Annotated in this window: 10 protein-coding genes; 2 read left to right on the plus strand and 8 right to left on the minus strand. The window is 54.6% G+C overall.

Going from position 1 to position 12182, the window contains the following annotated elements; genetic code table 11:
- Positions 1-3: 3 nt before the first annotated feature.
- From actP to acs, 3 genes are all read right to left on the minus strand, one after another.
- Positions 4-1653 (minus strand): cation/acetate symporter ActP, encoded by a 1650-nt coding sequence (actP, locus tag F3J30_RS19550; RefSeq protein ID WP_166718275.1) that lies wholly within the window; start codon positions 1651-1653, stop codon positions 4-6.
- Positions 1650-1964: a DUF485 domain-containing protein gene (locus F3J30_RS19555; protein WP_014068538.1), complete on the minus strand. Its 315-nt coding sequence runs from the start codon at positions 1962-1964 to the stop codon at positions 1650-1652. Before F3J30_RS19555 ends, actP begins: the two co-directional genes overlap by 4 nt.
- Before the next feature lie 191 nt (positions 1965-2155).
- Positions 2156-4114 carry an acetate--CoA ligase gene (gene acs / locus F3J30_RS19560; protein WP_166718276.1) on the minus strand — a complete coding sequence of 653 codons (1959 nt, stop codon included), beginning with the start codon at positions 4112-4114 and terminating at the stop codon, positions 2156-2158.
- Between the two features lie 423 nt (positions 4115-4537).
- On the opposite strand from acs, the gene gltP reads away from it, so the two are divergent.
- Positions 4538-5851 (plus strand): glutamate/aspartate:proton symporter GltP, encoded by a 1314-nt coding sequence (gene gltP / locus F3J30_RS19565; RefSeq protein WP_041161982.1) that lies wholly within the window; start codon positions 4538-4540, stop codon positions 5849-5851.
- Between the two features lie 53 nt (positions 5852-5904).
- Here the strand turns inward: gltP and F3J30_RS19570 are convergent, their stop codons facing one another.
- From F3J30_RS19570 to F3J30_RS19580, 3 genes are all read right to left on the minus strand, one after another.
- Positions 5905-6579, minus strand: a complete 675-nt coding sequence (locus F3J30_RS19570) for a tetratricopeptide repeat protein (protein ID WP_166718277.1) — start codon at positions 6577-6579, stop codon at positions 5905-5907.
- A gap of 121 nt (positions 6580-6700) precedes the next feature.
- Positions 6701-6853, minus strand: coding sequence for a Hok/Gef family protein (locus F3J30_RS19575; protein WP_166718278.1), 153 nt, complete (start codon positions 6851-6853; stop codon positions 6701-6703).
- Between the two features lie 323 nt (positions 6854-7176).
- On the minus strand, positions 7177-9324 hold the full coding sequence (locus F3J30_RS19580; protein ID WP_014068543.1) for a formate dehydrogenase H subunit alpha, selenocysteine-containing: 2148 nt from the start codon (positions 9322-9324) through the stop codon (positions 7177-7179).
- 256 nt (positions 9325-9580) lie between these two features.
- Between F3J30_RS19580 and F3J30_RS19585 the strand changes: the two genes are divergently transcribed.
- Positions 9581-10312 (plus strand): response regulator transcription factor, encoded by a 732-nt coding sequence (locus F3J30_RS19585; RefSeq protein ID WP_014068544.1) that lies wholly within the window; start codon positions 9581-9583, stop codon positions 10310-10312.
- Here the strand turns inward: F3J30_RS19585 and F3J30_RS19590 are convergent.
- Positions 10309-11316, minus strand: a complete 1008-nt coding sequence (locus F3J30_RS19590) for a carbohydrate kinase family protein (protein ID WP_166718351.1) — start codon at positions 11314-11316, stop codon at positions 10309-10311. The two genes, F3J30_RS19585 and F3J30_RS19590, sit on opposite strands and share 4 nt — an antisense overlap.
- Positions 11313-12173, minus strand: a complete 861-nt coding sequence (locus F3J30_RS19595; protein WP_166718352.1) for a ketose 1,6-bisphosphate aldolase — start codon at positions 12171-12173, stop codon at positions 11313-11315. Before F3J30_RS19595 ends, F3J30_RS19590 begins: the two co-directional genes overlap by 4 nt.
- Positions 12174-12182: the final 9 nt, after the last annotated feature.

Consider the following 12182-nt stretch of genomic DNA (forward strand, 5'->3'; position numbering starts at 1 on the left):
AGGTTAGTGCGCGCGGCCTTGTTCGACGCCCAGGCCGGTTTGCGAACGGATAAACTGGGCGCGGAATTTTTCGCGTTCCAGGTTCCCCTCCGCTGTGTTATCGGTTGCGGAGAAGACCCAGATACCGATAAACGCCACGGCGATAGAGAACAGCGCCGGGTACTCATACGGGAAGATGGCTTTCTCGTGACCGAGGATCTGCACCCAAATCGTCGGGCCGAGGATCATCAGGATCACCGCCGTCAGCAGACCCAGCCAGCCACCAATCATCGCACCACGGGTGGTCAGTTTTGACCAGTACATAGAGAGCAGGATAATCGGGAAGTTGCAGCTTGCTGCAATCGAGAAGGCCAGCCCCACCATAAAGGCGATGTTCTGTTTCTCGAACAAAATGCCCAGCAGGATAGCCACAACACCCAGCACCAGCACCGTGATTTTGGAGACTTTCAGCTCATCGCGCTCGCTGGCCCCTTTACGGAAGACGTTGGCATACAGGTCATGCGAAACCGCCGACGCACCGGCCAGCGTCAGCCCGGCAACCACCGCAAGGATGGTGGCAAAGGCCACGGCAGAGATAAAGCCGAGGAACAGGTTACCGCCCACCGCGTCGGCCAGATGCACCGCCGCCATGTTGTTACCGCCAATCAGCGCGCCCGCAGCATCTTTAAACGCCGGGTTGGCCCCTACCAGCATGATGGCACCAAAACCGATGATAAAGGTCAGGATGTAGAAGTAACCCATAAAACCGGTGGCATAGAAGACGCTCTTACGCGCTTCACGCGCATCTGACACCGTGAAGAAACGCATCAGGATATGCGGTAAACCCGCGGTACCAAACATCAGACCCAGGCCGAGAGAGAGCGCCGATATCGGGTCTTTCACCAGCCCACCCGGGCTCATGATCGCTTCCCCTTTCGGGTGCACCGCCATCGCTTCGGTAAACAGGTTATTGAAGCTGAAACCAACGTGCTTCATGACCATAAAGGCCATAAAGCTTGCGCCGAACAGCAGCAGCACGGCTTTGATGATTTGTACCCAGGTGGTCGCAAGCATCCCGCCGAACAGCACGTACATCACCATCAGCACACCGACCAGCACTACCGCAACGTGGTAGTTCAGGCCGAACAGCAGTTCGATAAGCTTGCCTGCACCCACCATCTGGGCAATCAGATACAGCGCCACAACCACCAGCGATCCGCAGGCAGAGAGAATACGAATCGGGCCTTGTTTCAGGCGATACGATGCCACATCAGCAAAGGTGAAACGCCCGAGGTTACGCAAGCGTTCGGCAATCAGGAACAGAATGATTGGCCAGCCCACGAGGAAGCCGAGGGAGTAAATCAGGCCGTCATAACCGGAGGTGTAAACCAGCGCCGAGATCCCGAGGAACGATGCGGCAGACATAAAGTCACCGGCAATCGCCAGCCCGTTCTGGAAGCCGGTAATGTTGCCGCCCGCGGTGTAGTAATCATTACGCGAGCGTACGCGTTTCGACGCCCAGTACGTGATATAGAGCGTCAACAGCACGAAAATCAGGAACATGATGATCGCCTGCCAGTTAGTTGGCTGGCGTTGGACTTCGCCGGTAATGGCATCGGCTGCGTTTGCCGCAAAGGGAAGTGTGGCGGCAAGCGCCGTCAGGACTCGCTTCATGATGCTTTTACCTCACGCAGGACTGCTTTATTAAGACGATCAAACTCGCCGTTCGCGCGCCAGACATACACGCCGGTCAACACAAACGAAATGACAATCACGCCAATGCCAATAGGGATCCCGCGCGTGACGCTGGTCCCTTCATGCAGCGGGGTGCCGAGCCAGTGCGGGGCAAAGGCGATAAGCAGAATAAAGCCGACGTAAATAATCAGCATGATGATGGAAAGAAAGAAGGCAAACCGTTGCCGTTTATCGACGAGCTCCCTGTAGTGCGCACTATTCTCTATCTGCTGACAAATATGGTCATTCATCACAGAGTCTCCAGAGGTTCCCCTTCGTCTTTCGCGCCGCAGGTGCGTTGGCCGCACTCGACCACCCCAGTCACATAGTGAACTATGCTCCTGGGGATGTTCTCGCTTGCCGCCTTCCTGCAACGCGAAATCCTTTGGGGAGGGTTGTTTTTATTCCCTCTCCCCTATGGGGAGAGGGGTAGGGTGAGGGGTTACGAAGGCATTGCGATGGCCTGCTTCTCTTCGAGCAGTTTTTCCACCACGCCTGGATCGGCGAGCGTTGAAGTATCACCGAGGTTACTGGTGTCACCTGCCGCGATTTTGCGCAGAATACGGCGCATAATTTTGCCGGAGCGGGTTTTCGGCAGGGAGTCCGTCCAGTGCAGAACATCCGGTGTGGCAAGCGGGCCAATCTCTTTACGTACCCAGTTGCGTACCTCGGCATACAGCTCTGGCGACGGCTCTTCACCGTGGTTCAGCGTAACGTACGCGTAAATCGCCTGGCCCTTAATGTTATGCGGGATACCCACCACGGCGGCTTCGGCAATCTTCGGATGCGACACCAGCGCAGATTCAATCTCCGCCGTACCCAGACGGTGGCCGGAAACGTTCAGCACATCGTCCACACGTCCGGTTATCCAGTAGTAACCGTCTTCATCACGACGCGCGCCGTCGCCGCTGAAGTACATGTTTTTAAAGGTGGAGAAATAGGTCTGCTCGAAGCGCTCGTGATCGCCGAACAGGGTACGCGCCTGGCCAGGCCAGGAGTCGGTGATGACCAGGTTACCTTCGGTTGCCCCTTCCAGCGGATGGCCTTCGTTATCCACCAGTGCAGGTTGTACGCCGAAGAATGGGTTGGTTGCAGAACCTGCTTTCAGCTGGGTCGCACCCGGCATCGGGGTGATCATGAAGCCGCCCGTTTCGGTCTGCCACCAGGTGTCCATCACCGGGCATTTCTCGTTACCGATTTTCTTCCAGTACCACTCCCAGGCTTCCGGGTTGATGGGCTCGCCCACGGAACCAAGAATGCGCAGGGAAGAGCGGTCAGTGCCTTCGATGGCTTTGTCGCCTTCCGCCATCAGCGCGCGGATCGCCGTTGGCGCGGTATAGAGGATGTTGACCTTGTGTTTGTCGACCACCTGGCACATACGCGCCGGGGTCGGCCAGTTCGGTACGCCTTCAAACATCAGGGTGGTCGCGCCGCAGGCCAGCGGGCCGTAAAGCAGGTAGCTGTGCCCGGTGACCCAACCCACATCGGCGGTACACCAGTAGATGTCACCCGGGTGGTAGTCGAACACATATTTGAAGGTGGTTGCCGCATAAACCAGATAGCCGCCAGTGGTATGCAGCACGCCTTTTGGTTTGCCGGTGGAGCCAGAGGTATAAAGGATAAACAGCGGGTCTTCCGCGTTCATCTCTTCTGGCTGGTGCTGGTCGCTTGCGTTTTCAATCAGATCGCTCCACCACAGGTCGCGACCCTCTTTCCAGTCGATCTTGCCGCCGGTACGCTTGAGCACCACAACGTTGCTGACGCTTTTCACGTTCGGGTTTTTCAGCGCTTCGTCGACGTTTTTCTTCAGCGGAATACCGCGACCGGCGCGCACGCCTTCATCGGCGGTGATCACCAGTTTAGAATTTGAATCGACAATACGACCGGCAACCGCTTCTGGCGAGAAGCCGCCGAAGATGACGGAGTGAATAGCGCCGATGCGCGCGCACGCCAGCATGGCCACCGCCGCTTCCGGCACCATTGGCATATAAATCGCCACGACGTCGCCTTTTTTAATGCCCTGCTCCAGCAGCACGTTGGCAAAGCGGCACACGTCACGGTGCAACTCTTTATAGGTAATGTGTTTGCTCTGAGAAGCGTCGTCGCCTTCCCAGATGATAGCCGTCTCATTCCCACGTTCGGCAAGATGGCGATCCAGGCAGTTCGCCGCCAGGTTCAGCGTGCCATCTTCATACCATTTAATGGAGACGTTACCTGGCGCAAAGGAGGTGTTTTTCACCTTCTGATAAGGTTTGATCCAGTCAAGAATATGACCCTGTTCACCCCAGAAGATATCCGGGCTGGAGACGGATTGCTGATACTTCTCGTGGTACTGCTCCGGGTTGATCAGGCAACGGTCCGCAATGTTTGCGGGAATGTCGTGTTTATGGATTTGGCTCATGGCTTTTTTTCTCCTTGTAAGATGTTAATAATATGTCGCAAAAACGTTAATTGTAGGGGCTTTACAAGCTTTGTTTATTATTTGGGCGGCAGATCACGCATTGTTTGAATAGTGTGAAAAATGAGCGAATGAAACTTTGAAGGGAAATAATTTAGTTGAAGGATTATTCACATTTGTGCGGAAAAAAGCGTTTTTATAACAAAAGGTTATTTATAAGAATTATTACAAATTAGCGTCATAGCACCTTTTTGTAGTGAAAAGCCTCGTTCTTTAAGGCTTGCGCAGGATGCCGTACAAATGATACTCATACGCCGCGTTAAAAAATCCCATAAACCAACGCAACACAATTCATACCCTTTCAGTATGTTTCCATATTCATGCAGTTTTGGTGAACTGGATGCTTCATTGAGGAAGTCTGTTTCTATGAAAAACGTTAAAGTCAGCCTGGCCTGGCAAATCTTGCTAGCCCTTGTGCTGGGTATCCTGCTGGGGAGTTACCTCCATTATCATAGCGACAGCCGCGAGTGGCTGATTGCGAACCTGCTCTCTCCGGCAGGTGATATTTTTATTCATCTGATCAAGATGATTGTGGTCCCTATTGTTATCTCTACGCTGGTGGTTGGTATTGCGGGCGTGGGCGATGCAAAACAGTTAGGCCGTATCGGCGCGAAGACCATCATTTATTTCGAAGTGATCACGACGATAGCCATTATCCTGGGTATCACCATGGCGAACGTGTTCCAGCCAGGTTCCGGGATCGACATGTCGCAGCTGGCGACCGTGGATATTTCGAAATACCAGAGTACGACCGCGGATGTGCAAAGCCATGCGCACGGGCTGATGGGGACTATTCTGTCGCTGGTGCCGACCAACATTGTGGCATCAATGGCGAAAGGCGAAATGCTGCCGATCATCTTCTTCTCTGTGCTGTTTGGCCTGGGGCTCTCTTCCCTGCCAGCAACGCACCGTGAACCGCTGGTGACGGTATTCCGCTCTATCTCTGAAACCATGTTCAAAGTCACCCACATGGTGATGCGTTACGCGCCGGTAGGGGTGTTTGCCCTCATCGCCGTCACGGTGGCGAACTTCGGTTTTGCTTCCCTGTGGCCGCTGGCGAAGCTGGTTATCCTGGTGCACTTCGCGATCCTGTTCTTCGCGCTGGTGGTGCTCGGAATTGTGGCGCGCATTTGTGGGCTGAGTATCTGGATCCTGATCCGCATTCTGAAGGACGAGCTGATTCTGGCGTACTCTACCGCCAGCTCTGAAAGCGTGCTGCCACGTATTATCGAGAAGATGGAGGCCTACGGTGCGCCAGCGTCTATTACCAGCTTCGTGGTGCCGACCGGTTACTCCTTCAACCTGGATGGCTCAACGCTGTACCAAAGTATTGCCGCCATCTTTATTGCCCAGCTGTACGGTATCGATCTCTCGCTGTGGCAGGAAATCGTACTGGTACTGACCCTGATGGTGACCTCAAAAGGTATCGCAGGCGTGCCGGGCGTTTCATTTGTGGTGCTGCTGGCAACGCTGGGCAGCGTCGGTATTCCGCTGGAAGGCCTGGCCTTTATTGCCGGTGTTGACCGTATCCTCGACATGGCGCGTACGGCGCTGAATGTGGTGGGTAACGCGCTGGCGGTGCTGGTTATCGCTAAGTGGGAACACAAATTCGACCGCAAAAAAGCGCTGGCGTATGAACGTGAAGTGCTGGGTCGTTTTGATAAGACGGCCGATCAGTAATGTAACGTATTCTTCCCTCTCCCCTTTGGGGAGAGGGCTAGGGTGAGGGGATTTTACTCCCCGCTCAACGCATCAAACTCTTCACATCCCGTATCAAACCCTTCGGAACAACTCAGGTTTAACCAGTACAGCGCCTTCTGTTTATTCGGCGTGATAAAGCCTTTTTCGCCCTGCTGGAACAGCATTCCCGCCCAGTATTCGGCATATCCGGTGCGCGACAAAGACGAACTGCGTTTGAACCAGGATGCCGCTTTTGCATCGTCCTGGGCCACTTCAACACCGTTGGCATAAATCAGCCCCAGCAGCAGTTGGGCGTCGACTGCGGAGTCGCTATCAATATCTTCGGTGGCCGTTTGCAGCAATTTGATGGCCTGTGGGTAATCGGTTTTACCCGCCTGAGTGTTCACCAGCACGCGCGCCAGCATAATCGCACCGCGCTTACTGCCCGCAATGGTGGCCTGCTGGGCCAGCGCTTTGGCATGAGCGTAATCACCCTGGGTAAACTGGATTTGGGACAGTAACGCCATCGCATCGATATCCCCGCCTTTTGCCGCTTTCTCTGCCCAGAACGTGGCCTGCTTGCTATCGCCAGAACTGAAGTAAGTATCGGCCAGATAATACTGGGCATGGGCATCACCGGCCTCGGCTTGCTCTTTGTATTGATTGCCAATTTCATCTGCGTAAGCGAATGACGTAATAAGGAACAACAACAGAAAAAGTGGTTTCATGGATCGTTATCATCTGGGTACATGCCGCGCAGTATAATCGTGCGCACAAAATAAAAAAACGGGTGCATTAAGACCTCAGCATCCGACAAGCCGGGCGGAACAGATGTTCCGCCCGATGAGGTTAGCCTGCGAGGCAGGCTAATTTCGCCGCCACCTCCTGATGTTCACTCTTTATTGTCAGCTCGCACAACCTTCCGCGATTAATAAAGGTAAAAATCACGATGGTCAGGCAGATAATAAAGACAATGCCTAACACAGTTTTTAATGGCGTCATGCCTTTTACTCCTTGTGTAAAAAAGAATAAGAGGCTACCCTCAACTTGTTGGTTAGTTGAGGGGGTAGCCTCGGGTAAATGAAGATTTCCCGGGGCTTTCCACTTTCTGTCCCTCAACAATGCTTAAGACAGAAAGTCTTAAGCACCCGCCGCACATCTTATCTCTCTGAAATAAAATGCAAAGAAGTAATTCTTTTTTGCGTTAATTACATTATTTCTGCGAAACGCATTCCGCAATGAATATTGATAAAATAAATATATATATTTGAAATATAAAAGGGGTGAATATATCACCCCTGTTATTCACCGATTAATTAACGGCTTCACCCCATTGCACTTTCACGCAGACGGGCTTTCAGCTTGTTATATTCGTCGATGACATACTGTTCGGCAGCATGTTGATCGACAATCGGCTCTACGCGCACGGCGCAGTATTTATACTCCGGAGTTTTGGTTATCGGGCTTAAGTTCTCCGTCACCAGTTCGTTACAAGCACCGATCCACCACTGGTAGGTCATATAGACCGCCCCTTTGTTGGGTCGGTCACTGACCTGCGCGCGGGTGATGATGCGGCCTTTGCGTGAGTTCACCCACACCAGCGCCTCATCCTCAATGCCAAGGCGTTCAGCATCGGCGGTGTTGATCTGTGCATAGCCTGGTTCATCCGCCAGAGCGGCCAGAGCAGCACAGTTGCCGGTCATCGAACGACAGGAGTAGTGACCCACTTCACGTACGGTGGAGAGCACCATCGGATACTCGTCGGTGAGTTTATCGATTGGCGCGACCCAGTCGCAGGTGAAGAACTGTGCCAGTCCGTTCGGGGTGTCGAATTTCTCCTGGAAGAGATACGACGTCCCCTGATCGGCTTCTGACTCATCGCGGCATGGCCACTGGATATACCCCAGTTCACCCATTTTGTCATAGGTGGCCCCGTAGAAGTCCGGGCACAGATGACGCAACTCGTCCCAGATTTCCTGGGTGTTGTTGTAGTGCATCGGATAACCCATACGGGTCGCGATTTCGCTGATGATCTGCCAGTCGGTTTTCAGATCCCACTTCGGCTCTACCGCTTTAAAGAAGCGCTGGAAGCCACGGTCTGCTGCCGTATAGACACCTTCATGCTCGCCCCATGACGTTGACGGTAAAATCACATCTGCCGCCGCTGCGGTTTTGGTCATAAAGATATCCTGGACAATCACCAGCTCCAGATCCTCAAACCCTTTACGCACCGCAGAAAGCTCAGCGTCGGTCTGGAGCGGATCTTCACCCATGATGTAAGCCGCACGCACTTCGCCATGCGCCGCGCGGTGCGGCAGCTCGCTGATGCGATAGCCAGTATGCTCAGGCAAACTCTCCACGCCCCAGGCCTTCGCAAACTTCGCGCGGTTTTCCGGGAACTTAACGTACTGATAGCCCGGATAGGTATCCGGCAGCGCGCCCATATCACACGCACCCTGTACGTTATTTTGACCACGTACCGGGTTCACGCCGACATGCGGTTTACCAAGGTTGCCGGTCAGCATGGCGAGGCTCGTCAGGGAACGCACGGTTTCCACGCCCTGATAGAACTGGGTTACACCCATCCCCCACAGAATAGCGGCGGTTTTTGCTGCCGCGTACATCCGTGCTGCCTGGCGGATCTCCTGTGCGCTAACGCCGGTTATCGCTTCAACCGATTCTGGCGTATAGCCTTCGACAATTTTCTTATACTCTTCAAAGCCTTCTGTACGGGTGGCGACAAACGCCTGGTCGTACAGATTCTCCTCAATAATGACGTGGCCCATCGCATTCAACAGCGCAATGTTCGAGCCGTTTTTCAGTGCGATGTGCATATCCGCAATGCGCGCAGTTTCAATTTTGCGCGGATCGCAGACGATGATTTTCGCCCCGTTGCGTTTTGCATTAATCACGTGATTTGCAACGATAGGGTGAGAATCTGCCGGGTTATAGCCAAAAATAAACACGAGATCGGTGTTATCTATCTCGTTGATCGCATTACTCATTGCGCCGTTACCGACCGACTGGTGCAGACCTGCAACCGATGGGCCGTGTCAGACGCGAGCGCAGCAGTCGACGTTATTGGTACCAATAACGGCGCGCGCGAATTTTTGCATTACATAGTTGGTTTCATTACCGGTCCCGCGTGATGAGCCGGTAGTCTGAATCGCATCCGGGCCATACTTGGCTTTGATGGCGCTCAGGCGCGTGGCGACGTAATCCAGCGCTTCGCTCCAGGAGACGGATTCCAGCTTGCCACCGCGTTCGCGGCGGATCATTGGGGTTTTCAGGCGCGGGGTCAGGATCTGGGTATCGTTAATAAAATCCCAGCCGTAGTAGCCTTTCAGGCACAGCGTGCCCTGGTTGGTTTTCCCCTGTGCCGCCTCCGCCCGTACGATTTTACCGTTATCGACCACCAGGTGGATCTTGCAACCTGAGGCACAATAAGGGCAAACCGTGACGACTTTTTTCATCGCTTTTGCTCCAGTTAAACAGTTCTTTGCACCTATTATGCAGCTTCTATGCCATGTTTTTATTGTGGGTATACCCAGACTTTACGGCCTATTTCTGGACAAAACGCTGACGAAAAACAGGCAATCGTCAAAATTGACGTGTCGAAGGGGCAGGGGATGTGACCTGGATTGAAATTCCATCACGAAAAAATGGAATTGGCTGGAGCCGATTGCAGAATGGATCAGACTTAACTCTACTGCTCTGATGGAAGATGCGATGAAACCGGCGATTCTGGTGGTTGATGACGATACCGCAGTGTGCGAACTGCTACAGGACGTGCTTAACGAGCACGTCTTTACGGTGTTGGTTTGTCATAATGGCCAGGATGCCCTGAGCCTGGCGCAGCAGGAACCCAACATTGCGCTGGTATTGCTGGATATGATGTTGCCGGATATCAACGGCTTGCAGGTGTTATTGCAGCTACAGAAATTGCGCCCGGAGCTGCCCGTTATCATGCTGACGGGGCTTGGCAGTGAGTCCGATGTGGTGGTTGGCCTGGAGATGGGGGCCGACGATTATATCGGTAAGCCGTTTAACCCGCGTGTGGTGGTGGCCCGCGTTAAAGCCGTACTGCGCCGCACTGGCGTGCTGGCAACTGAAGCCGCTGCTCCGCGTGCACCGGGGATCGCCTTCAATGGCTGGACGCTGGATACCACCCGTTGTGAACTGAGCGATCCGCAGCGCAATACCGTGTCGTTAACGCAGGGTGAGTACGGCCTGCTGCTGGCGCTGACGCAAAACGCCCGCCGGGTACTGAGCCGCGAGCAGCTTCTGGAGCTTACCCACAGCGAAAGCGCCGAGGTGTTCGATCGCACTATCGACGTGTTGATTATGCGTCTGCGGCGTAAAATCGAGGCCAACCCGCATCAGCCAGCGCTGATTAAAACCATTCGCGGGCTGGGTTATGTGTTTGCCACCGATGTTTCCCACAACGAAAAAGCCGCTTAACGGTTCTCTTTGATAAACATCTGCAACTCTGCCAGCGTCTTCGCGCCATCAATGGCGTTGGCGGCCAGCAGGCTTGCCCGGGCGCAGGCGTGGGCCAGATAAATACTCTCTGCCAGCGGCAGCGATTCATGACAGCCATATAAAAAGCCCGCGCAAAACGCATCGCCTGCGCCCACGCTGCCAATGATCTCTTCTTGTTCCAGCATCCATGACGGGATCCAGCTCCCTGCTTCACCCGGTGTTTCACCCCAGGCACCTTCCGGACAGTGGATCACCACGCGCTGCCTGACGCCAGCTGCCAGTAATTGCGCAGCCGCTTCTGCAATGTGGGCGATATCCGGGGCATCGTTACTGTCGCGCATCTCCAGACCGCTAAACTCGCCGGCTTCCAGTTCGTTAATGACCAGATAGTCGAGATGGCGCAGAGCAGGGAGCACCAGCGGCTGATAGCGCGGGTCGCCCTTACGGGAGACGAGGTCGAGCGAGGTTTCATATCCCTGGTCGCGCATCTGAGCCAGCAGCCGCGCGCTGCGCGTGCCAAATTCATCGTCCGGCATATCCAGGCTGTCGAGCAACAGCAAATACCCCAGATGGAAGATTTTCATCGTGCCATCAAGCCGGTCGAAAGCGGGGAGATCCAACAGGCGGTTTGCCCCAGGCGAGTGAAAGAAGGTGCGTTGTCCGCTGGGGTCGGTCATCACCTGCGACATCGAGGTTGGGGCAAAGGTGGTGCGCTGTACCCGCTGACGGTTGACGTGATACTGGTCGAGCATCGCCAGAATGTAATCCCCGTCGCCATCTTCGCCAATCAGCCCCACCGCCTGTAGCGGCAGGCCGACATGCATTTTTGCCAGCGTCAGCAAAACGTTCAACGGCGCACCGCCGGTTGAGCGCTCGCTGTGGGTAATTTCCGCCAGCCAGCCGCGCTCCGGCCATTGCACTATCTGGTGAACATGATCCACCAGCATATTACCTGCGGCGATGATCCCTTTACGTTCCATTATGCCCGCCCCGCGCTACCGAAGATGCGCATCTGTTCGGCCACCGTGTCGGTAATGGCCTCTTCTATGCCCAACAGCAGCTCGGCAAATTCGTCATACAGTGGCTGACGGTGTGACATCCGGTGTTCCACCGACGCCAGTGCCGCCTGCGACATGCCGGTGTAGAAATTGATTTTGTGGATCCCCAGCTCAATGGCGCGGCGGAAGTCGGCATCGCTAATGCCAGAGCCGCCGTGCAATACCAGCGGCAGACCGGTTTGCTGGCGAATGGCATCCAGACGCGGGAAATCGAGTTTGGGCTCGCCTTTGTATTTGCCGTGCGCATTGCCGATCGCGACCGCCAGCGCGTCGATGCCGGTCAAATCGACAAATTCCCGCGCCAGGTGTGGATCGGTAAAGAAGGCTTCATCCGCATGGCCATACAGCGCGCCGCCTTCATCGCCGCCCACAGCACCCAGTTCGGCTTCAACGGAAACCCCCGCCGCATGACACATCTTCACCACTTCCCGGGTCTGGCGAATATTTTCTTCGTAGCTCAGGGTGGAACCATCGAACATCACCGAGCTGAATCCTAAGCGCAAGGCACGCACAACCGCGTCAAAGTGCAGTCCGTGGTCGAGATTAAGCACCACGGGGATATCGTGCCGTGCGGCCTCGAATTTGACCGCTTCGACAAGCGAGTCCAGCGACACATATTTAAAATGCACTTCTGCGATGTTGATGATAAAAGGCGAACGCTCCTGCTTTGCCGCGGCAAACAGCGCACGCAGGAAGTGGGAGTCGAGAACGTTAAATGCACCCAGCGCATAATGGTGTTCCCTGGCGTGCTCAAGACCGTCGGCAAGAGAAATTAATGGCATCATTCACTC

The sequence above is a fragment of the Enterobacter sp. Tr-810 genome, assembly GCF_011752765.1.
In the GTDB taxonomy this organism is placed as follows: Bacteria; Pseudomonadota; Gammaproteobacteria; order Enterobacterales; family Enterobacteriaceae; genus Enterobacter; species Enterobacter soli.